This is a genomic window from Paenibacillus sinensis, assembly GCF_019904155.1.
In the GTDB taxonomy this organism is placed as follows: Bacteria; Bacillota; Bacilli; order Paenibacillales; family Paenibacillaceae; genus Paenibacillus_AQ; species Paenibacillus_AQ sinensis.
This window is the reverse complement of sequence record NZ_JAHCMB010000038.1, coordinates 1-20,933: the sequence shown is the minus strand read 5'-3', so window position 1 is coordinate 20,933 and position 20,933 is coordinate 1. Positions and strand designations below refer to the sequence as shown.

Genomic DNA, 20,933 nt, shown 5'->3' with positions numbered 1-20,933 from the left:
GAAAGGGGTAGAGTGATGCAGATGTCATTTCAACAACAGCAAGAAGAAAGGGAAGTGGCTGCTTTGGAAGAGATGTATCGTCAAGCAGTGATGCTATCTTATAAACTTGGAGAAGCCATATCTGAACGAATTCCATTATTACCGGAAAGTACATCTCCTGATCCCACAGCTTATCCGCCATGTAACTTTCAACATTTTGAAATCAAGGGCATTCCCGTATACCAATTTAGTTATGAAGGTATGCTCCCGCTTTATATCCGGGATAAAGCCTACGAGAATCAGATTCGGGAGTATTACCTTCGTTCGACAATGGAAGCTCTTCGTAATTTTAGGCCGCAAACCTTCAATCGTGCATTGATTTACATGTGTCATTTGTTTAGCGATTTGAGAATCCGGGATTTGGACAATCGCAATCGGAGGCATCTCATTAACGCTCTTCGGGCGACTCGAATAATACAAGATGATAACTGGAAGGAAGTGTCTTTTGTGGAATCGGGATTTCTGGATCAAGCCGGAAAATCACGAGTTGAATTGTTTGTCACTGAAAGGGCAAATACGGTAGATATGATTGATTTTGTTGAATCGAGGTTTGATTCAGTGGAATAATAGCGGGTATTTTTGCCCGATTTTTTCCCCTCATGTAAATTCACCTAATGTTGAAGTCAGGAAAACCGCCTAAAAAGCCATGTTCTCATTGGTTTTTTACGAGTGATTGTAGACCCGATTTTAGCGAAAGGTCATGGAGGTCTACCGCGCAACGCAGTTGCAAGGTGGGCCGGAATGACCGTTACCCGCAGAAAACTTGTTTCTCAACCAGAGCAGCGAGTAAGAAGAGAAAAAGCAAGTATGAATTTTCCAGTAGAAAGGACGATTTAGCATGCCCAGGCAACGAGAGTGGACAGAGCGAGACGTGTCGTTGTTGCATGAATTGTACAATCTTCGAGAAATGACCAAAGAGCAAATCATGCGGAGATATTTTGAAGGGAATGCGAAGTATGGGAGTAAACGGCTGTACATTTTGAGGGATGAAGGGTTAGTTGTGTCAGAAGTACATGGAACCAGAAAAGGAGAAATGGCAATACGGACGGCGTACTATCGGCTGACTGAAAAGGGTTTGCGTTTATTGCGTGAAAAAGGAAGGATTGGGGATCACAAAGAACGAGCAAGGGATTTGAAATGGAGTTTGAAGCAGCGAGAATACATGACCGATGCTAATGAGTTGCATCTGGGGATTCCAGAGGTTCCATTTTTGGACTCAAGAGCAATCAAGAAGAGACATGGGCTGAACCGAGGGGATCGAACGGTTGGAGGATTCACTGCAGAAGATGGCGATTATTTGATATACGTCTTGAATGCGAATGCGAAAGAAGAGACGCTGATAAAAATTATCGAAGAAATCCGAAAGCCGAAATCGATACGCGGCGTCATGGTCTATGCCAAGAGCGAATCTGTCAAACACGTATTTAAATCGTTTTGCGAAAAACAAGGACTGGTAACAGGTGGCGTGCCGTTGTATGTGCTGCCGTTTGATCATTTTGGGATACGGCTGGCACGCGAGTACATCTTTTCAAACACGTTTTTGAAGCTAGAAAAGCTATTTGAACCGTATGGAAAGTTGGTGCTTGTCCCGGCCCCGAGTAAATACGGCTTTTTATATGGTGTACATCAAGAATCGGGGAAGCGTGGTCCGTATGTGATCGAACTGCTGACTGGCGACATCATGATTATGAAACGGTGTTTAAGGAGCTACAACAGAGATGCAAGTCAACGGGAGGGGCGCCGAGTCCTTCTTTTTTGTTATGAGGATGAAGTCGAACGCTATAAACAGGAGTTATCAAGTGCGGCACATGTGGATATTGTGGGTATCTCGCAAGAAATCATTGAACGGAGTTTTGAAAGGAGTGATTCCTAAAGCTAAAGCAGGCATTTATTCGAAAAGCATAAGTGGCTCTGATTTGAAAGGAGATTTGTACATGAAAGAGCAAGAGTTGGTTTATCTAGAGGATGGTCAGCCCGTAACTGATAGTTTGATGCTGGCTGAGATATTCGAAAAGGAACACAAGCGAGTGATGCAAGATATTCGTGAATTAGAATGCAGCGAGGAATTTAATAAGCACAACTTCGTGCTGATTAATTATACAGATGCTCGTAACCGATTAAAGCCAAAATATTTAATCACTCGAGACGGCTTCACGATCTTGGCGATGGGCTATACCGGGAAGGAAGCCATGCAATTTAAAGAACGCTACATCCAGGAATTCAATCGCATGAGCAAGGAGCTTCAGGAGATGAAGGATGGAATCCAGTTGATGAACCCGAAGACAGCGCTGGAGCTTCCGATCAAAGCAGAGCGACCGGAAGTTATCCCGCTCTACGATCCGAATCAGCCGTGGGATTTCAAACCGAATCCTCAATACATCAGTGCGGTGCTTAAATTTCCTACAAAAGACGTTTTGTTGCAGGCAATCGGTGATATCGGAGCCATTGAGCATGAGCAGATGGTTGAGCTATTCGGCGTTCAACAAAAGCACATTCATTCGATGATTAGCCGTGGGGAATTGATTTTGCATGAGTTGTGGCTGGGTAACAGGAAACAAGTCATTTATACGCTGGGGCTATATGGAAGCAAGAAAGTCGGCTGTAAACCAGCGCGTATTGAACATTGGAGTGCGGAAGATGTTCTGGAGAAGCTGGTCTTCTTTGCATTCGTCAAGGATTTGCAGTCCAAGGAACCGTACCCAGTGCTTACAATTCAAGCGGATGAATCTCCTTTCGTTGGACGAATCTCGGATTCCGGCATGGTATATAAGGTAATGGTTGTTCAGCAGCCCATCAGTCGCTATGAGTTACCGAAGGATGAGGGCGAAGCAATTTACATTCTTACTGCCAAAGAAGAGTATGCGCAGCCCCTTCAGCAGAAGTACGAACGTGCCATTCCGTATGCTTACACTGCGTTTATGGCAAGTACACCAAAGCATCCTTCAAAAGCTGATCCGTTCGCTTTTCTGAATGATTTGCCATGATCGGATTCATATGGCTCTTGCTCACTCTCGGCGGGTGGGCTTATTTGTATGTGTTCATGCCGGATTGGTTTGGGATGTGGATGTGGCTCCCGATTATTTTTTGTTTGATCGTGTATTTGTACGGTTGGGTACTGGAGCATGAGAATAAGCTGATCTATTTCTTTGCTGGTTCTCTGTGGACGGGTATGGTGCTGAGTGGGAAATTGAATGCCTTTTTGAAGGGACAACCCGACTTTCCGTTGTCCGCTGCAGCCGGTCTTCATGGGTCATTAATAGCCGGGCTACTTTTCTCCTTGTTCATCACCTTTGCAAATATCCGTTTGCAGCACAATTTGCTTAACCGGCGCGGCAATGTGAGCAAGCAGCAGCTCGTTGTCGTAAAACCAACTGCTGCCGACCGCTGGAAGAAGTTCAAACGTCTGTTTATTCGTAGTAAGGATATCGAATTGAACCTTGGAGATGAAATCCCAATGAAGGAGTGAGGATATTGATCCGCTGGAGTGGAAGTGATTTATTTACGCATATGCTGCTCGCTGGTCCCACCCGCTGCGGGAAGACAGCCACTTTGCTGAAGCCGATAATATATCAGCTATTGCTCATGAAGAAGAGGGGCATTCCCTTGGGACTGTCTGTTGTTGAGCCGAAGGGTGATATGGCCGCGATGGTTAATGAGATGTGCGGAGAAATGGGTTTACCCTGTGTCTATGTCGATCCACTCATACGCAATAGCGATCGATTTCCGGTCATGAAAGGCGATGAGGACGATGTGGCCGAAGCAACAGTAACCGTCTTGAAGTCCATGTTCGGGAAGCAGGAGGCTTTCTTTGCGATCATACAGGAATTGGCTGGACGCAATATCACAAAGCTGTTAAAACGCCTTTACTTGGATGATGTTAATTTGGGGGATGTTTTGCGGACGATGCGGGATCAGAAAATTTTAGAAGATAGAGTACAGGAGCTGCGCTTCAAGGAGGGAGAGTCCGATCTGGTGCAGTTTTTTCAATCTGAGCTGCTGGGAGCGCAAAAAGAAAAGTATCAGCAGTTTGTCATTGGCCTTCGTGCCCAGCTTGAGAACTTGACTTCAAACAGGCATCTGGAGCCGATCTTAACCGGTCAATCTGATTTTGATATGGACAAGCACTATGCGAATGGAGGCGTCCTTGCGGTTAATACCGCAATGGGGAAGCTGCGGAGAGCAGGGGATGCCTTCGGCCAGTTTGTCGTCATGCACTTACAGAGTGGCACCTTTCGTCGCCCTGGAACAGAGCGCACGCGTATGCCACATATCATAATTGCGGATGAGTACTCTCGGTATATTAATCCGGATGTGGAGCTGTTTCTATCTATTGCTGCTGAGTTCAAGACAGCCGGTATCTTTGCTATTCAATCGCTGGGCCAGCTCGAAGTCGAGAGTGGAAAAATTAGCGCTAAGGCGATGAAGCAATCCATCCTGACAAGCTGCCGTAACAAAATCACGTTTGGCGGCTTGGCGTATCAGGACGCATTAGAATTTTCACGGGAGTTTGGCAAAAAGCAGATCATTAGCAGACAAAGCACGTTCAAACAGCAATTGCTTCTTCCGAATATCCTGCCTGAAAACTATCGGGATACGGAAAAGGAAGAAGACCGAATATTTTATACGCAGCTCATGGACGGCCTGCCCAAGTTTCATTACGTGGCGAAGCTGCTGGAGGACGGAACCCCGCTGCCGCCGAAGATCGGCAAGGGCGCGTTCGTGCCGCAGGACTGGAGAGAACGGCGTGAATGGGAACCTACAAGAAAGTTTTGGTCGTTTAAATATCATTTCAAACGCAAACATGATGAGCAGATTCCGGATCAGGTAACCAAACAGAAAGTTGAAGAACAAAAAGGAGTAGAAACGGCATCTCTATCAAGGCTAACCTTCATTAGCACAGAACAAAAAGAACCTGACGAGAGCACAGAAGCACTCATAAAAGACATTTCACATATTCCTTCACATATTAAAGTCAGGGAAGAAAACGCATTTGAAATGTATTTATTTTGTCGGATTTTAGATGAGTTAAAGCTCGAATATAACGAGAGTGATTTGTGGGGGGACATCATCCAGCATGAAGACGCTAATGCAGCCTTTGAAATGCTGTTTCGGATTTATGGAAGTAAAAACCCAACTTTAAAAAAATTACACAGTGAATTTCAACTTCACAAGCAGCAAGTAATGCAATCTAATGCAGCACTTGAAGATGACCCATTTGAGTAATGCCCTCACTGACCATCAGTGAGGTTATTTATTTTATTTCAAAATTTTAAATTATGGAGGGCTATTACCATGAGTGAAGAATTGAAGCGAGTACTGATTGAAGGCTATAACGAGGATAAGCTGGAGCAGAGTGGATATGACGAAAGCTGGGCGCAAATTTATAGTGCCAAACAAAACAATCTCATTTTGCAGGCCGAAATGGTTGGGGTAGAGGTCAAATTGAACAAGCTGTGCGGCGTTGTCATGGTGGGAGATGTCCGGGGGTACATCCCGCAAGAGTTCTCCGGTGTATCGGATGCCCATGCGTTCAAGCGTATGCTTGGGGAACCGGTGGCCTTCAAGATTGTCTCCTATGATCGTGACGGAGATACCTTCATCGGCTCCCGGCAAGCCGCCATCGAGCACATGGAAGGAGCTACTTGGAAATGGCTGCAAGAGGGAGCAGCGATTACCGCTGTTGTGCGGAACGTGCAGGCCAAGAGCATGACCGTGGATATTGGCGGGATTTCGGTTGAACTGCCCGTTCAAGAATATGCCTATGGCTGGACGGAAGACTTGCGAGATACGGTTCAAATTGGTGACCACTTCAAAGTCAAAGTAACCGAGTTGGACAAAGATCAGAAAAGGGTAGCCATCAGCAAAAAGGCGCTGGATAAAAATCCGTGGCCGGATTGCAGCAAACGGTATAGCCGGAAAGGGGAATACATTGGAACGGTTTCCGGGGTGGTCGAATACGGAGTGTTCGTCAATCTGGAGAAAGGTGTAGATGCCTTGGTACGGCATATGCCATTTGACAAGGTAAAGCGGGGGGACCGCGTGTTTCTTCGTATCGTCAACATTGACCTGAAGAGAGAGCAAATCTTTGGTCAGATCACCCGGAAGCGGTAAGGAGGAACAGGATGGAGAACAGGGATGGAGATCGGGCTGAAGTCCGGTCTCCTTTTTCAATAAGCCATGAATGGACGTTTATTCCAACGATCCTGCCGGAGCCGGTATCCACAGGCTACGCTCCTATACGATTGCCGATGGAAGAGATTGGCCTGCAAGCGATCGGGCATATCGGCTGCATCGGCAGCGTGCAGATTACCCGCCTGTTCCACTGGAAAAGGAATCAGGTAAGGCGTCTGCTTGCGGAGAAGAAACTGGTACAACATGAATTGAGGAAGAACAAGAATACCATTCCGATCTTCACGCTCGGCCCGCGGAGTATCCAGCTTTTGAAATCCGATTTGGTTTTGAATAGCTGGAATCATTGGGACATTCATTCGATATTGTCCAAGCTCGTTTTCTTTCAATTCGCTGCTGCTCTGCACGAGAAACAAAAGGGCTTTCAAATCCTTCCGGCGGCACCGCCGTTTACGGGAAAGGTACAAATGGGTGAACATTTGCGTTACGTCTTCGTGCTGCGTGGTAAGATAGACACCTCGGCTGTAGAAAGAGAGCTGCGGCGATGCGCCCAGCCTATCATTGTGCTTGCGGAGAAGATGGAAGATGTTGCTCCGCTCAATGATGTGCTGTCTTCAGCCTGTCTACTGCTTGACACTGACCTGCGGGAAGATTATACGTTTTACCGTCAGAAAGATGGAGTATGGCAACGATAGGAAATTAACATGCGAACAAGTGCTTGTATGGCCTATCAATATGTGCTAGAATGAAGTTGTAATTTTTTGTATCCCTAAACTCCCTATTTGCTGGAGACAAGGGTTTACCCGCCGCTTTGACTTTGATCTTCACTAAGTCGCTAAAAAGCAGGGACCTTGTACCGAAAGGACAAGCAAGCGCACCCCCTCAACCTATAACTTTGTCCCGATGGAGACGGAAACGAAGTGAGGTAAAAATAGGCTAAAAGGCGAAAGCCACTGAGATTCCGAAACTCCCTATTTGCTGGAGAAAAGGAATGAAGAGGACCGAAAGGCTCTGAACAAAGTAATGGTATGCGCGTGTGATTTGAAATGAGTTGTTATACAAAGCCGATTTTTGCATGGAGATTCCATGTGGAAATCGGCTTTTCTGCGTTTATAAAAAATGAAGGGAGAGGGTACGGTGTATTTACGGAATATATCGTATATGGTATCATGAAGACAGTCATTGAATTCTATACAGAGCATGACGGGACTCAGCCTGTACTATTGTTTTTAAATGATCTACAGGCAAAAAGTCAATCCAACGAAGACGTAAGACGTCTTTACATGATGGTCTTACGGGGGCTTTCCTTCTTGCAGCGAACTGGAGTTGAGCACGCATTGAATCATATTTCAACTCTGGAGCGTGAAGACGGTGTACCTTATTCCATCCAGTTAGTGAAGGAACTAAAAGGCTTTCGTCCTTTGCTGGAGTTTCGTATTAACTGGAGGTTCCAAGACGAGGCAGGAGCGGGCGCGGCTCGTATACTCTTCGTGAATTTGGAGAGAAAGTCCGTGTCATATCTCGTTTTGATTCGGGCTATTGTGAAATCCAGAACCCGCGATCCGGCATTTGGGCAACAACGAGATGAAGCCTTTCGTCTATTACCCTCTTTTTTTCAGAACCCGGGACAGTATATCACGCTGTCTGGAGAGGAGAATTGATATGTCAAAGCGCCCCGGTCAAGATTTTGAGGAGTTTATGAATGAAGCCCGACAAGACCCTGAAGTTTCGGCGTATCTGGATAGCTTTTCTGTCGCTGTTGGAGATGCGGTTCTAGCGCGAAGAATGGCGCTGGGATGGACGCAGAGAGAGTTAGCCAAGCAAGCCGGTACGACTCAGGCTCGTATTTCTCAGATTGAGGCGGGTTTTGAGGGCATCAGGATGCAGACACTAAATAAAGTGTTTAAGGCACTTGGGTTGAAGCAGCTTACCTCTTTATTTGTGGAAGAAGCTGTTGCCAGTGCTTGAGAAACACGAATAATAAACTGAAACCTATTTATTAAAAGCTGATTTTTGCATGAGCCATTCATGCGAGGGTCGGCTTTTTTGTATTTATAAAACCGTTGAAAGGATGATTCAATCCATGTCCAATTCGAAGTTATTGGTAATTTTCAAACGATTATTTAAAACAAAGCGAATCCAGAAGAATTCATCTGTTGTCCGAGAGCCGCTTGCTGCATTACCAAAGGAACAGCAAACGAGCTGGAAGCAGATGAAGGCCAGATGGGAAGCGGAGCGTCAGGCATCTTCTGCTGAGATAGTCCTGAATGACCTGCTTCGTCAAAGGCACGAATCCATGGAGAGTATCGAATCTCTATTGGAAGAAGCCTTGTCGCTGCTGGACGATGCAGCCTCTGAAGCGCCAGAGTCGCTGAAAAGCGAAATCAAGGCGATCTGGACAGCTCTGGATGAACTGGTACAAAAGACGTTTACCGAGTCAATTTAAAATCACGAACAGGAGTTGAAAAGCGATGGGGGAAACAATGGAGCTTTCAATCATGGAGAAAGTGGTCGTTCAAGGGAATCTGGCTGCGCTTAAGTCACAAGAGAGACTTGAATATTACAGCAAGATTTGCGAAAGCCTTGGCCTGAATCCACTGACCCGCCCGTTTGAATATCTCAGTCTGGACGGAAAATTGGTTCTTTACGCCAAAAGGGATGCAACGGACCAGCTCCGTAAGATCCATTCGATCAGCATTGCAATCACGAACCGGGAACGTATCGGGGATGTGTACTGCGTTACCGCGAAGGCCACAACGTCCGATGGCCGTTGTGATGAATCGGTTGGTGCGGTTCCTCTGATTAAGGAAGAGAAGATTTTCGATGAACTTCGACAAAGGAAGGTTCCGACAGGAAGAATGTTGCCACTCACTCCTGATGAGTTTGCCGTTGCGGTCATGAAATGTGAGACGAAAGCGAAGCGAAGAGTGACGCTTTCCATCGCTGGACTTGGCATGATGGATGAATCAGAGATGGATGTCATTGATGTGACTCCAGAAGCTGAACCGATGGGAAATTCTCCATTACCTACCGGAAACGCATCCTCTGGCAAGCAGCAGTCTTCTCAAGGCCAGAAACAGCATCAACGTCAGAGCAATGCAGAAGAGCCGAAGCAACCGCAGCAACAAGGAGCGCCCAATAATAACCAGCGACAGCAGCAAGGTTCATCAAATGCTGCTTTGCAGGGATACCGGCTGCTTGATTTTGCTACCGGAACTTCTCCGGGCGGCGTGACCTTCGCCAAGATCAAAGTGCAAAATTTGGCGAACGGAAAAGAAGAGGTAGTGATTGCGCGATCTCCTGAAGCGTTAGAACAGGTGAATGCAATTGAGAACGATTCTGTATTTAACCTGACGGTTGAGATTGAAAATGGATTCAAGATTGTAAAGGCGGTCCAGTTCTTCGGTGATGCAGCATGATTACTTTCACAGATGGATCGGCTCTCATTTGTGTGATCCCTTCCGATTCCTCCAATGGAGTGTATTTGGTTCGGGCCGAGCCGATGGGCGATATTTTACTCATCACCCATGAATGCCCGGCGTGCAGCTTCAACAAAAAAAAGAGCTGCAAACACGTTACCATTGCTGCGGAACTGTATAAGCGTTGGCAATGGTGGGAGCCAGCCAAAGAGATTAAAACGGTGACAAAACGGATTGTTCTTCAGCCGGATTGGGAACCTGTGATACTTTGCGTCACGATGGAGGAAGCACTATGGGCGGTGAGCGTCCATGCTTCCTGAAATCGTGGGAGTGGCGCAAAGCCATAAGCTAGAGATGAACCACCGAACCCTCAATCACGAAGAGGTGCTGGCGAAATGTCCATTCTGTCAGGAAGACAGCAAGCCAGGAAAGCGGCGCAGATATTACCTCTCTCTCAACAGCCAGGATCAGGTGTTTCGTTGCTGGTTTTGCGGAGAGAGTGGCGGCGTTTTGCGCTTTATCTCCTTGCTTGAAGGCGTTTCGGAAGAAGAGGTAAAGGAACGTTTCCGCAGCCCAAAGCAAAAGGGGCATCGGAAACGGCATCCGGTCGAGCGATGGTCAACTGGACAGAAGCGAGCTTACCTTAATCATTATGGTGGTAAGCTCCCTGATCTCCACGCCATGCGGCAACGGGACTATTCATACTACCTGAGAACCCTTGATTTGATACAGACACAGTGGAATGAGCTTGTTCAGCATGAACTTGAACAAGCTTTTTTCTGGCTGTTGCTAGGCATTCAAACAGGGAAGTATGCGCAGTACATTGAGCGTATCCGAGCTAGGGAATTGCAGATTGAAATTCCGTTGCTAGATCAGGTTCTTGAGCTGTTCTCACGTCCCGTACGTCCGGCATGGACGGAGCAAACTGAAGATTTTATAAAAAGAACGATGACCCATCCTGTAAGCCCTGAACCGATACCGGCAGGCGTGGAAACGGAGGTTTAAATATGAGTTTAAATCAAGTGGTGCTGATCGGAAGACTCACGAAAGACCCGGAGCTGCGGTATACCCCTGCTGGAGTTGCCGTTACCCAGTTTACGCTTGCAGTGGATCGCCCTTTTACGAATCAGGGTGGTGAAAAGGAAGCGGATTTTCTGCCGGTAATTGCTTGGAAAACACAGGCTGAAAATGCGGCTACCTACCTGAAGCAAGGGCATCTGGCCGCAGTTACTGGAAGAATTCAAACCCGATTTTATGAAAAAGAGGGTCGGCGTGTATACGTCACGGAGATCATTGCTCAGAATGTTCAGTATCTAACCCCTCAAAATGGAAACGGCTCAGGGCAGTCATCTTCAGGAGGGAATTCGGGCAACGGTGCGAGCCGAAATGGGCAGTCTAATCGACAAGGCAATTCCAATCGTGGAAATAATTCTTCGGCCCCTTCGGGCAATGATTGGGGAATTAATGATGATGACTTGCCATTCTGATGTATTGACCGGCAATGGAAACTAAAAAGATGAAAGGTGGTTTACGCCATGTTAAGTCGTGAGAAAGTTATCAACCACTTGATGGAGCATTTTGAGGATACAAATTCGGATAAAGACCGCTTCATCAAGGACATGCTCATCTTAATTGAATTCAGCAACTTTGAACCAGAAGATGAAGAGCTGAAGCCAATGATGGAAGAATAAATTTGATTCAATAAACTTGACTACGGAGGTTATGTTCATGAATCCGTTTGATGTAACACTGGAGGATATGAGAGCAATGCCTATTGGAAGCATAGTCGGTATTGCTTGTGATAATTGTGAAGGCCATGAAGAACATACCAAGCAACAAGATGGAACTTGGAAATGCAATTGGTGTGATGATGTGAAGAACATAGACAATTGGACTGAGTAAATGATCTTCTCATACTCACGTCTGTCTTTGTACGAAACCTGCCCGTATCGCTTCTATATGAAGTACGTTTTGGGCAGGCCGGAGCCAGCCACGAAGCCGCTGGCATTGGGCAAAGCGGTTCATAAGGCGATAGAGCTGAAGATCAATGGGAAGTCAGAAGCAGAGGCCACTACAGCCGGATTCATTGAATCCGACTTTCATCCAGAGGTAACGGGAGAGGATATTCAGTTTTTACTCTCCCGCGCTCCAATGGAGTATGGCGAAACAGAAGTTCATTTCAAGCTTCCGCTTGGATCAGGGATCAGCCTTCAAGGTTACGTCGATTGGATCAAGGAAGACCGGTTCAAGGACTGGAAATCAAACTGGCGACCCTATGGCCCGAATGAGACACGGCAGCTTATGCTTTACGCATGGGCGCTTATGAAGCTGAGAGGACTTAGACAAATGAGAGGTGCCCTATACTTCTTGCGTTTTCGCCGTGAAGAGGCTTATGTATACAGCCTCTTGGATGCGGAGAAAGCCAGAGATTGGGCGCTTCGTTTGGCTGAAGAGATTGAAATGAAGAATTCTTGTCTGGAGTCCTTTCCAGATATGAGTTCTTTTTTATTTCCAGCTACACCGGGTAGCCATTGTAAACATTGCCCGTTTGTGCTGGATTGCTATTCAAATTAGATCAGAGAGGATGATTAATAATGAGTCATTTTACAGTAGCGGTGATTACGGAATCGTTGGAGGACGTTGTACGTTTGTTGGCTCCTTACCAAGAGAACAATACGGGAGACTGCCCGAAGCAGTATCTTCAATTCAACGATGTTGAGCAGGAATACCGGCAAATGTTTGAAACGGAATCGGATGAGTTCGTTCAAATGGAAGATGGAAGGTTGGTTTCTCCGTACGATAAAATCTTTCAAACGGTTAATGCGAATAGTTGGGCGACGTCCTATGAAGTTCCTGCGCATTTGAAACGGGTCCAGGTTCCGCATAAGGAGAAATACGCCTCCTTCGATGAATATATGGTTCAGTATGAAGGATACGGTTCCAAGGACGAAGAAACTGGAAAATGGGGCTATTGGGAAAACCCAAATGCAAAATGGGACTGGTGGACGGTTGGTGGCAGATGATCGAATTTACTCTTGTTGAAATCGGGCAAGCGGGCAGATTCTGCCAAACTGAAAGACATTTTCTTCATTGAGCAAGACGAGCATGAAGGACTGACCGTAGAAATTGAAGGAATGCGTGTTCCGGCTGAATTGGCTCCTACATTTCAGATCACAGTTGCAGAGGCTTCCCGAGAATGGGATGAGGTCATTTCGGGCAAAGGCTTCTATAAACCGGAATACTATTTAAAAAGATACGGAGATAAGCAGAGCTATCTTCGAGAAATGTTAAGTATCTCCACTTATGCGGTGATTACGGCTGATGGAGTGTGGCATGCGAAAGGGGAGATGGGGTGGTTCGGCATGAGCTCCGAAAGCCCGGAAGAAGCGAAGGAGTTTAACTCCTCCTACTTTGATACGTTTATTAAAAATGCGAACCCGGAACATTATTTCGTTATGGTCGATTGCCATATTTAAAGGGCGCTGTTATTTAACGAAAAAGTTGGAAGGTGGTAAACATGAGGTATATATCCACTCCTGAATGGTTCGGTAAGAAAAAGCTATATGGGGTATGGGACCATGAAAAGAAGAAGTTTGTTAATTTTGAAATGGATATAGAGTTTAAGAAAACCCAAAAGGAGGCCCAAGCGGACGCTGATCGGCTTAATGGACTTCAATGAAGAAGGGAGCGTTTATTTATTAATGGAAAACTTGTCAGAACTTAAAGATCAAGTGATAGCCTATTGTGAAAAGCGTAAACAGCATGGAGGAACAGTAGCCTATTACAAATGCCCATCGTGCTATTCGAAGCTTGTGAACGTTACGCCTGATAAAAAAGGTGAGCGCTGGGACAGTACAACCAAATGCTATGAATGTGGGAAGTTGCATTTCACAGTAAAAACGAAAGGTAAAATAACAGCTACCTCTCTTTAGTACAGTGACTAGGGCAGTGAAGCTATCAAAATGACATTCTTAAAAGACGAGTCAATTCCCATTCCGGGAGACTCGTCTTTTTTTATTTAAAAAATGAGGAGGCGGTTAGATTGTCAACCGTAGATAAGAAAGTATTGACAGCAGAAGAAGCGGTGAAAGTTGCTGGCGAAGTAGAACGTTTGGAAGCGGCTGTGAAGCAACTGAAAGCCGATTTGAAGGTATATGTGGATCAAAATGGTTCTCTCCAGGCCGGGGATAAGATTTGGGGATACAGCACCACGTCTTCGTGGGATTTTGATCCGCAGCGGCTGAGAGAGCTGGCGATGGGTATTGCCGTAGAAGGTAAAAATCCTTGGGAACTGCTTTCCCTGCCTGCTGATTCACTGAAAAAGCTGGGGTGGGATGAAGCCGCACTGCTCAAGTACGGAACCAAAAAGGAAAACAAACGGTTCGGTTCTAAAAAAGCCTGATTCACTGAATTCAAACTAATCCCTTCGCCCGGTACAAGCGGCGGTGCATCAACACCGCCGTAAGGCGGGATGCACGGAGAGGAGAACCAGATGAACGAATTTATGATCAAAGAGTCGGACGTGGATGCGTTGCCTCCGAAAAAACGTAAATTAGCTCAACACTTACTGGAGATATTGAAAAAGATAATGCAAGATGGAGAACCCAAAGTGTTGAACAATCCTCAAGCTGTCTTTGAAAATGTTGGCGATTTGATTACACTGTTCCAGGAACATTTTGTTGTCCTTTTTCTGGATACAAAGAACCGGATGATCAAGCGAAAGACGATTTTTGTCGGCAGCTTGAACGCTGCAATTGTACATCCACGGGAAGTGTTTAAAGCAGCTATTGAGAATAGCGCGGCATCCATCATTTGCGTGCATAATCATCCAAGCGGCAATCCGACTCCTAGTCAGGAAGACATCCTCCTGACCAAGCGTTTGGTCAATGTCGGTGAGCTTGTTGGTATTGACGTACTCGATCATGTTGTCGTTGGTAGAGAGGGATTTGTATCACTGAAAGAGCGAGGACTGATGTAATGTCAGCAAAGGAACGCTTTCTCCGTGGGCTGCTCTCCAAAGGCGGAAAAGAACGCTGGGTAGCAACCGTTTTGTTAAGCGCAGATGCCGAGGTCCTTAAATCAATTACAGGAGAAGCGGGTTTTCCCTTCTTTACTTGGAAAAAGAACTGAATTAACTACGAATGGCAGCTACCTCTAAGGTGGTTGCCATTTTTATTAAGGGAGTTGGGGGACTTTGAGTTACGAATTTTACATTGCTCCAGAAGAGTATGAGATGGCAAAAGAGCGTGGGATAGAACCGACTTTGCTTGAAAAGCGTGTTCGCACATTAGCATGGACGAAGGAGAAGGCACTTGTTACTCCCCCTCAGCTTAAGAACAGAGTAGAGCGGAGATGGGTCGAAATGGCTGAACGAAATGGCATTTGCTACTCCACGTTCATGTACCGGGTGAATCAATTAGGTTGGGAACAGGAGCAAGCTGCAACAACGCCACTTGCTGATCGCCACGCCCAGGCGCGTAACGCTAGGGGCCAGCGTGTCAAGTACCCGGTTGAAATCTTGGAACAGGCCGCTCGGCAGGGCATCTCTTATAGCACCTTCCGCAGCCGTGTTATCCGGGGATGGACCTTGGAAGAAGCAGCAACCAAGCCGGTGATGAGCGCTTCTGAGATTGGGCAACAGACTGTAGAAAAATTGAGCATCAGACTGCTGAAGAGCTGAAGCAGAAAAGGAGATAGATGATGAGGAAATCTGAGCAAATCAAGGTTGAATTACAAGACTACTTGGTTGGTTACAGGGAACTTCCATTGGAAGGGCTACGGGTACGGCAAAAACGGCTTGGATATTAAGGTGCAACCATGATAGACAAGTATCCAATCCCAACAACATGTCCGTACTGTAACAGTCCTGTTATCTTAACCAGCAATGCGGTAATTTACGGCCGAGAATACGGCAACGGGCGTTGTTACAAATGCACTGCTTGCGATGCTTATGTTGGCGTTCATAATCAAACGACTATACCGCTTGGTCGATTAGCTAATCGTGAAATGCGGGAGTTAAAGATGAAATGCCATTCATTATTTGATCCAGTGTGGAAGTTGAACAAATCTATAAAGAGAGAATTTGCATACCGCTGTTTAGCTAATGCACTTGGGATACCAATGAACGAATGTCATTTTGGGTGGTTTGATCGAGATATGTTGCTTAAGGCTCTATTCGTTCTCGGTCAGACCGATTGGTACAAGGAATGAGTTATAAAGCACTTTGAACATGAGGGGTAGAATGATGAATTATGCTGTTCAGCAGTATAAAGGAATCGCACTTCAGATGATTAAGCGGAACTATACCGGTTACAAAGCCAAGCGTTATACGCTGGGCGGCACCAATCAAAATGTATGGATTCCGAATAAGCATCTGCTTGAGGATGGCACGATCAAGGAAGGCGAGAATCTGGATTATGTGTTCCGGAAGACCCTGCGCCAGCTTGAACTTGCCGGATACACAGGACCAATACCGGGGATAAAGCGCAGATCAGACATGGGGTTGAGCATAATGGACCGGACAAATTGAAAAGTTGAGAGTTCGGGCGAAGAGATTATTACCTTGGGATTGAAAGGAAGGGAAGACTTTGCACAACACATCAAATATTCGATATAAAACAGCCGCTTTTCTCTTTGCTGGAATTGGTGGAGCGACGGCTGGAGCCATGCGCTCAACAGTTGAATACGCGGGAAAAGTTTACAAATTCAAAGTGCTTTGCGCAATAGATAACGATCCGGTTGCATGTCGAAATCACGACCTTATCACGGGCGAAGAAACTTCGGTGTGCATGGACCTGTTCCAGCGCTGGCAATACGTAGCTTGGCACGGCAAGCAGCCACCGGAGGATTGGAGGGAAGCAACGCCTTGGGATATCTGGCTTGCATTCAAGGAGCAAGTTCCATTCTTCCTCTTCTTATCACCTCCCTGCAAGGGCCTGAGTGGTCTTCTTCCGTCCGATAAGGCAGCTTCAGATAAGTATCAGGCACTCAACTACCTAACCGTTCATGGTCTGGAGATCACCCTTCAGGCTTGTCTGGAGTATGGTGGTTCTATTCCGGCGGTCATCCAATTGGAGAATGTGCCTAGAATCACCAGCCGGGGCAAACCACTGCTACGCCAGATTGTAAAGATGCTGAAAAAATTCGGCTATGAAGTGAGCATACGGGCAGACCACAATTTGGGCACAATTGGAGGACTTGGACAAAGCCGTGTTCGTTTTCTCCTTATGGCTCGCGATCCGAAGCAAATTCCGAACACAATTTATTACCCGGACACCAAGCCCATGAAGAGTATAGGAGATGTCATCGGCTCCCTTCCGGCACCTGGAGATATTGTAGCGGGCGGACCATTACATCGGCTGCCCCGTCTTCAGTGGAAAACCTGGATGCGATTAGCTCTTATTCCGGCAGGAGGGGACTGGCGTGATCTGAACAAGGTCGATTATCAAAATCTGCGGGTAGTGCATGAACCCCGGCGCGGAGCGTGGGAGGTTGCTGATTGGGAAGAACCAAGCCGAGCAGTTACCAGCACAGCGGGTCCAGGACGTAGCAATGGAGTAACGGCCGTTTCTGATCCGCGATTGCAGATCAACGGGAATGGCAAGACCAACCTTTTCAGAATGCAGAACTATGAAGAATCAGCGACTTGCGTTACTGGAGCCATTGGGCAAAATCAAGGGGCAGGTTGTATAGCTGATCCTAAGTTACAGGAACGGGCAGGAAGGCATCCGGCAGCTTACAGAGTTGTTCGAGCGGATGAGGCCGCTCCGTGTGTGACGGGGACTAGGTTTGGTAGTGGCGCAATTGCAATTGCCGATCCAATGGTTAAAACAACGCTTCACCCGGACAGTTACGGCGTCCAAGAATGGGATGCGACGGCAAAAACTGTACGATCGGCAAACCGTATTATGCAGGCTGCTGGGAGTATTGCAGATCCACGGATATCAGCTCGCCCAGGACGTTATACGGATAAATTCCGGATGCAGGCAACAGATGAACCGGCAGCTACGGTGACAGGTGTGACGGACGTTCAGAGCGGAGCGCAGCTCATCGCTGACCCCATCATCGTTGACCCCAAAGTGAAAAAGCCTTATCACAATGGGACTTATAAAGTATCCGTTTGGTCTGAAGCTTCTCCAACTGTAACAACAGGTAGTGTTTCTGCCGGAAGCGGGAAGGTGATTAGCGATCCACGTATCAAGTCCGCGCCGCGTGCCGACACGATGGGAGCACAAGCTTGGGATCATTTTGGGAAGACGATAACGGGAAGCATGGATGTTCATGCTGGTGCGGCAGCTATTGCTGATCCCCGTATTCCGGAAGATAGTGAAGCCGGGGTTTGGGTGATAATTGCCCAGGATGGCACATGGCACCGACCACTGACAACCTACGAATTGGCGATGCTGCAAAGCTTCCCCTCACATCTTCCTGATGGTCGCCCTTTTCAACTTGAAGGTTGCAGCGATGCGAAAGCCCGCGAGTACATCGGCAATGCTGTGCCCCGAGATGCAGAGGAAGAGATGGGTGACGTCATTCTCCTAGCAGGAGCTGAGGCAGAGGCTGGAATAGGGTTCACGTTGAGTTTGAATCCGGTTTGGGTGTCTCCAGATGAAGAGGAACACTCGGCGGTACTGCAATGATTGCCCGGACTGCTCAATTGTTCGGAAAGAGGGAGCAGCGTTCTGGCCCCAGGAATCAAATTCGTGAGAGAGGTTGTTTTCATGGATAGTTTACATGAACGAAAGATAGAGGGATACACCGCCATTGGTTATGAAGTTATTGCAGATGATGGTTGTACTGCAACACTGGCCTATGTTCCCCACAGTCGAGAGTATGTAAAGCTGGCTGAAATCGAAGCCGGGAAGACGAAGGGGAGCATGATGTTATCCATTAAAGAACTCAGCAATTTAAGTAGTCGGTTAGGGAAACCTAAGAATCGAAAAAGGAAGGTTTAAAGGTATCAAGCATGGACATACCGGGAGTTGTTTCAATCCCGGTATGTCCTATTTTTATAAACACTCATAGAAAGGGAGATAGGATATGACAGAAGGAGTAAAAGTAGTTTTAAACCCCGATCAAAAGGCAGTAGCGCTTAAGACGATGAAGGACATGCTTTTTGCAGTTAAGCAGCTTCATGACTGGATTAGTGAGGATGGTTTGACTGAGGAGATGGCTGGAATCTTGCCAAGCTTGATTGAAAGCCATTTCGTTGACATTGCCAAACAATTGAACTATGAAAGTGTACTGACCAAAGAAAAGGAAGAGCGGCATCAGCAAATCAGAGAGGCGAATACTCGCATACGAGAGTTGGAAAAGCAATTGGGCGAGAGTAAGCCGATTGGTGGGTTGAAGGAGCAACTTCGATTCTTAGCCAGTACCGTCTCTGATTGGTGGAACAAATACGGATTTCATCATGTATCGGAGGAGAGCTTTACAGAATACGGTCATTATACCGCTAAATTTTGCTTCATGTTGGACCATATCTCGATGTTTAGCGATACGCCAGAAACTGACAAAAGGACTTGGCGGGAGCGTATTCAAGAATTGATCGCTGAAGGGTGGGACATTATCTTCACTGATGGCAAACGTAGCCCGCAGCTTGTAGACAATGACAATAATCGTTCCAGATTAGTGAATCTGATTCAATCCCGGTTCCCTTCCGCGAAAATCATTAGAACAAGAAATTGGCGGACTGATGATGAGAAAGTGTTCATCTACCGCGATATAGAAGTATATATTTACGATCTCCGAGATATACCGGAGCCGGAAATGATGGGAGCTGAATAAATCAGATGGATGGATTGATTATCAAGCCGAACTGGGCTGATCTGATTTTATCCGGAGTAAAGAGCTGGGAGATACGCGGTAGTCGGACGAATAAGCGTGGGACGATAGGCATAATTAAGAGCGGAAGTGGACTTGTGTACGGCACAGTGGAACTGGTAGGTTATGTACCGCTGACCATGTATGCGTGGGATGCCAATAAGGAAAAGCATCACGTAGCCTATGCAGATGTAAATTACAAGACACCCTATGCTTGGGTTATGCAAAAACCGACTATTTACCCCGAACCGATACCGTACAACCATCCGAAGGGGGCGGTGATATGGGTTAAGCTTCCAGGAACATTGAAGCGTCACGGTCATTTGGGGTAATTGGCCGTTAGTCATAGGCAGCGGCCGAATAATTCTAACAAATTAGGACTGGATGAGTGAGGTCGCTTCTAATACGTCCCTAAGAGGACTTTGAATCGAGTTGTGATCTGAGATCATCGCCCAAATAGGTTGCAGGAAATAAACCCTCTTTTGTCGAATAACAGTAAATGGTTTTTTTGTATATTTGTATATTGAGAGTGCCGATTCAGTCACTAGTAGCATCTTCTGGAGCCAATTTCTTCGATTGGGAGGATACTTAATGAATAAAGGAGCAATTATTGATGAAACGGGTAGCTACCGGTATTTGTTATGGAGAACATGGGATGAAAATCTGCCAAAAGTTTTATTTATCATGCTGAACCCAAGTACGGCTGATGAAAACGAAGATGATCCAACTATTTGTCGTTGCATCGGATTTGCAAAGAAATGGGGATATGGTAGTTTGGAAGTTGTAAATCTGTTTGCGTATCGAGCAACTGATCCAGATGAACTAAAAGTATGTAATGATCCTGTCGGCCCGGAGAATGATGTTCATATTATAGAGGCGATAAAAAGGACAGGGCTTGTTGTAGCTGCATGGGGCGTAAAGGGAAGGCTTAACCGACGAGATAAATCTATAATGAAGCTTCTCTCCCCAGTTTCATTAAATTGTTTGGCTGTGACAAAAGAGGGACATCCGAGACATCCATTATATGTAAAATCTGATAGAAATCTCGTAAGATATGTGGGTAGATAGGTGAGCTGTCCCCATTTGAAATTCTTTATGCAATGCTAGCGGCGATGACGGTTAGCCCAGGGCCTTGGATCTACCGATGCGATCAGCCGACATGCGGAGAATTTAGCGATTTGGAATACTGACAGGGAGGCTGAGCTGGAAGAGCAGTCCAAACTGCTGGATTTGGCGATGGGGAGGCTGAAGAAGGCCGGGCGGGAGATCATTTAATGACATATCTGGATTATGAGGACGAATATGATTAAATCTTATGCGGGGAGTTCGGGATGAGTGGTCGGAAATCGGTACGTGAAGTCATAGGTAATTTATGCGTTGGTGTGTGCGCTAGGGCTGGAAGTATTGATAGATTTGTAATTGACTGGCGAAAGCCAGTTTTTTTATTTTAGAAATAGGCTCATCTACGCCTACATAAAGGGGAGATTTATTATGAAAAAGAAAATGCTCGATCCTGTTGGTGTT

31 protein-coding genes are annotated in these 20,933 nt (G+C 46.4%); all 31 read left to right on the top strand.

Annotated features, from left to right (window positions below; all coding sequences use genetic code 11):
• Window positions 1-21 precede the first annotated feature (21 nt).
• The 31 genes from KIH86_RS03975 to KIH86_RS03825 all read left to right on the top strand — a co-directional run bounded on the left by KIH86_RS03975 (window position 22) and on the right by KIH86_RS03825 (window position 20,477).
• Window positions 22-606, top strand: a complete 585-nt coding sequence (locus KIH86_RS03975) for a hypothetical protein (RefSeq protein ID WP_223083945.1) — start codon at window positions 22-24, stop codon at window positions 604-606.
• A gap of 271 nt (window positions 607-877) precedes the next feature.
• Window positions 878-1,912, top strand: a complete 1,035-nt coding sequence (locus KIH86_RS03970) for a replication-relaxation family protein (protein WP_223083944.1) — start codon at window positions 878-880, stop codon at window positions 1,910-1,912.
• Between the two features lie 61 nt (window positions 1,913-1,973).
• Entirely contained in the window at window positions 1,974-3,023 is a 1,050-nt protein-coding gene (locus KIH86_RS03965; RefSeq protein ID WP_223083943.1) for a Rha family transcriptional regulator, read from the top strand.
• Window positions 3,024-3,127: 104 nt separating this feature from the next.
• A complete protein-coding gene (locus tag KIH86_RS03960) occupies window positions 3,128-3,505 on the top strand; it encodes a hypothetical protein (RefSeq protein ID WP_223110309.1) in 378 nt (125 codons plus the stop codon).
• 5 nt (window positions 3,506-3,510) lie between these two features.
• The gene (locus tag KIH86_RS03955; RefSeq protein ID WP_235775251.1) at window positions 3,511-5,262 is read left to right on the top strand and encodes a type IV secretory system conjugative DNA transfer family protein; all 1,752 of its coding nucleotides are present in this window, start codon (window positions 3,511-3,513) and stop codon (window positions 5,260-5,262) included.
• 69 nt (window positions 5,263-5,331) lie between these two features.
• On the top strand, window positions 5,332-6,150 hold the full coding sequence (locus tag KIH86_RS03950; RefSeq protein WP_235775250.1) for a S1 RNA-binding domain-containing protein: 819 nt from the start codon (window positions 5,332-5,334) through the stop codon (window positions 6,148-6,150).
• A gap of 131 nt (window positions 6,151-6,281) precedes the next feature.
• A complete protein-coding gene (locus KIH86_RS03945) occupies window positions 6,282-6,863 on the top strand; it encodes a hypothetical protein (protein ID WP_223110307.1) in 582 nt (193 codons plus the stop codon).
• A 393-nt stretch (window positions 6,864-7,256) separates the two neighbouring features.
• Window positions 7,257-7,829 (top strand): hypothetical protein, encoded by a 573-nt coding sequence (locus KIH86_RS03940; RefSeq protein ID WP_223083940.1) that lies wholly within the window; start codon window positions 7,257-7,259, stop codon window positions 7,827-7,829.
• 1 nt (window position 7,830) lies between these two features.
• Window positions 7,831-8,136, top strand: coding sequence for a helix-turn-helix domain-containing protein (locus tag KIH86_RS03935; RefSeq protein WP_223083939.1), 306 nt, complete (start codon window positions 7,831-7,833; stop codon window positions 8,134-8,136).
• 115 nt (window positions 8,137-8,251) lie between these two features.
• Window positions 8,252-8,614: a hypothetical protein gene (locus tag KIH86_RS03930; protein WP_223083938.1), complete on the top strand. Its 363-nt coding sequence runs from the start codon at window positions 8,252-8,254 to the stop codon at window positions 8,612-8,614.
• A gap of 25 nt (window positions 8,615-8,639) precedes the next feature.
• Complete coding sequence (locus KIH86_RS03925; protein ID WP_223083937.1) at window positions 8,640-9,587, top strand: hypothetical protein; 948 nt, start codon at window positions 8,640-8,642, stop codon at window positions 9,585-9,587.
• Window positions 9,584-9,907 carry a hypothetical protein gene (locus KIH86_RS03920; protein WP_235775249.1) on the top strand — a complete coding sequence of 108 codons (324 nt, stop codon included), beginning with the start codon at window positions 9,584-9,586 and terminating at the stop codon, window positions 9,905-9,907. The genes KIH86_RS03925 and KIH86_RS03920 overlap by 4 nt, the downstream gene beginning before the upstream one ends.
• Window positions 9,897-10,592 (top strand): hypothetical protein, encoded by a 696-nt coding sequence (locus tag KIH86_RS03915; RefSeq protein WP_223083936.1) that lies wholly within the window; start codon window positions 9,897-9,899, stop codon window positions 10,590-10,592. The genes KIH86_RS03920 and KIH86_RS03915 overlap by 11 nt, the downstream gene beginning before the upstream one ends.
• 2 nt (window positions 10,593-10,594) lie before the next feature.
• Window positions 10,595-11,074 carry a single-stranded DNA-binding protein gene (ssb, locus tag KIH86_RS03910; protein WP_223083935.1) on the top strand — a complete coding sequence of 160 codons (480 nt, stop codon included), beginning with the start codon at window positions 10,595-10,597 and terminating at the stop codon, window positions 11,072-11,074.
• Between the two features lie 48 nt (window positions 11,075-11,122).
• On the top strand, window positions 11,123-11,278 hold the full coding sequence (locus tag KIH86_RS03905; protein ID WP_223083934.1) for a hypothetical protein: 156 nt from the start codon (window positions 11,123-11,125) through the stop codon (window positions 11,276-11,278).
• A 37-nt stretch (window positions 11,279-11,315) separates the two neighbouring features.
• A complete protein-coding gene (locus tag KIH86_RS03900) occupies window positions 11,316-11,489 on the top strand; it encodes a hypothetical protein (RefSeq protein ID WP_223083933.1) in 174 nt (57 codons plus the stop codon).
• Window positions 11,490-12,161: a RecB family exonuclease gene (locus KIH86_RS03895; RefSeq protein WP_223083932.1), complete on the top strand. Its 672-nt coding sequence runs from the start codon at window positions 11,490-11,492 to the stop codon at window positions 12,159-12,161.
• A 20-nt stretch (window positions 12,162-12,181) separates the two neighbouring features.
• A complete protein-coding gene (locus KIH86_RS03890) occupies window positions 12,182-12,610 on the top strand; it encodes a hypothetical protein (protein ID WP_223083931.1) in 429 nt (142 codons plus the stop codon).
• Window positions 12,611-12,625: 15 nt separating this feature from the next.
• Window positions 12,626-13,063, top strand: coding sequence for a hypothetical protein (locus KIH86_RS03885; protein ID WP_223083930.1), 438 nt, complete (start codon window positions 12,626-12,628; stop codon window positions 13,061-13,063).
• Between the two features lie 189 nt (window positions 13,064-13,252).
• A complete protein-coding gene (locus KIH86_RS03880; RefSeq protein WP_223110305.1) occupies window positions 13,253-13,519 on the top strand; it encodes a hypothetical protein in 267 nt (88 codons plus the stop codon).
• Between the two features lie 110 nt (window positions 13,520-13,629).
• On the top strand, window positions 13,630-13,989 hold the full coding sequence (locus KIH86_RS03875) for a hypothetical protein (protein ID WP_223083929.1): 360 nt from the start codon (window positions 13,630-13,632) through the stop codon (window positions 13,987-13,989).
• A gap of 69 nt (window positions 13,990-14,058) precedes the next feature.
• A complete protein-coding gene (gene radC / locus KIH86_RS03870) occupies window positions 14,059-14,565 on the top strand; it encodes a RadC family protein (RefSeq protein WP_316503253.1) in 507 nt (168 codons plus the stop codon).
• The gene (locus KIH86_RS03865) at window positions 14,565-14,717 is read left to right on the top strand and encodes a hypothetical protein (RefSeq protein ID WP_223083927.1); all 153 of its coding nucleotides are present in this window, start codon (window positions 14,565-14,567) and stop codon (window positions 14,715-14,717) included. The genes radC and KIH86_RS03865 overlap by 1 nt, the downstream gene beginning before the upstream one ends.
• A gap of 64 nt (window positions 14,718-14,781) precedes the next feature.
• Window positions 14,782-15,267: a hypothetical protein gene (locus KIH86_RS03860; protein ID WP_223083926.1), complete on the top strand. Its 486-nt coding sequence runs from the start codon at window positions 14,782-14,784 to the stop codon at window positions 15,265-15,267.
• A 137-nt stretch (window positions 15,268-15,404) separates the two neighbouring features.
• Window positions 15,405-15,797 (top strand): zinc-finger-containing protein, encoded by a 393-nt coding sequence (locus tag KIH86_RS30060; RefSeq protein WP_223083925.1) that lies wholly within the window; start codon window positions 15,405-15,407, stop codon window positions 15,795-15,797.
• A 34-nt stretch (window positions 15,798-15,831) separates the two neighbouring features.
• Window positions 15,832-16,116, top strand: coding sequence for a hypothetical protein (locus KIH86_RS03850; RefSeq protein ID WP_223084027.1), 285 nt, complete (start codon window positions 15,832-15,834; stop codon window positions 16,114-16,116).
• 58 nt (window positions 16,117-16,174) lie between these two features.
• Entirely contained in the window at window positions 16,175-18,226 is a 2,052-nt protein-coding gene (locus KIH86_RS03845) for a DNA cytosine methyltransferase (protein ID WP_235775247.1), read from the top strand.
• Window positions 18,227-18,307: 81 nt separating this feature from the next.
• Complete coding sequence (locus tag KIH86_RS03840) at window positions 18,308-18,541, top strand: hypothetical protein (protein ID WP_223083924.1); 234 nt, start codon at window positions 18,308-18,310, stop codon at window positions 18,539-18,541.
• Window positions 18,542-18,626: 85 nt separating this feature from the next.
• A complete protein-coding gene (locus KIH86_RS03835; protein ID WP_223083923.1) occupies window positions 18,627-19,373 on the top strand; it encodes a MerR family transcriptional regulator in 747 nt (248 codons plus the stop codon).
• Window positions 19,374-19,378: 5 nt separating this feature from the next.
• Window positions 19,379-19,741 (top strand): ASCH domain-containing protein, encoded by a 363-nt coding sequence (locus KIH86_RS03830; RefSeq protein WP_223083922.1) that lies wholly within the window; start codon window positions 19,379-19,381, stop codon window positions 19,739-19,741.
• Between the two features lie 259 nt (window positions 19,742-20,000).
• A complete protein-coding gene (locus KIH86_RS03825; RefSeq protein ID WP_223083921.1) occupies window positions 20,001-20,477 on the top strand; it encodes a DUF1643 domain-containing protein in 477 nt (158 codons plus the stop codon).
• The last annotated feature ends 456 nt before the right edge of the window (window positions 20,478-20,933 follow it).